1 pseudogene is annotated in these 489 nt (G+C 57.9%); it reads right to left on the bottom strand.

The window, feature by feature from the left end:
- Positions 1-489: pseudogene (locus tag H8S56_RS24400) on the bottom strand (beta strand repeat-containing protein); the annotation flags it as partial.

Genomic DNA, 489 nt, shown 5'->3' with positions numbered 1-489 from the left:
ATACAACGTGTCGTTACCCGAACCGCCGGTGATGACGTTGTCGATGTCGTTGCCGTAACCGGTGAAAGCGCCGGTGCCGACATAGGTCAGGCGTTCGACGTTGGCCGCCAGGAAAGTGCTGTTGGGATTGATCACCGTTACGCGAACTTCATCATCACCGCCACCGGCCTGCTCGATGACCGTAGGCGAGTTGCCCGCATGGACGTTGTAGATATCGTCGCCAGTGCCACCTTCCAGTCGTATTCCTGTAGCTGTGGTGGCAGGGCCGACAGTGAGGACGTCGTTGAAAGCAGAGCCGATGACCGTTTCGATAAATGCTAACGTGCTGCCTTCCGCCTCCCCGCCCACGCCTACCGTGCCTACCCCGAGACGAACATTGATGTTTACCCCGGCAGTCGAACCCGAGTAGTCAACGGTATCAACCCCGGCACCACCGTCGAAATCCATACCGCTACCATCGCCAATGAAGGTGTCGTTGAAATTCGACCC

It is taken from the genome of Pseudomonas triticifolii (genome assembly GCF_014358015.1).
Lineage (GTDB): Bacteria > Pseudomonadota > Gammaproteobacteria > Pseudomonadales > Pseudomonadaceae > Aquipseudomonas > Aquipseudomonas triticifolii.
Note: the sequence above shows the minus strand (reverse complement) of the source record. Positions and strands in the feature narration are given on the sequence as shown.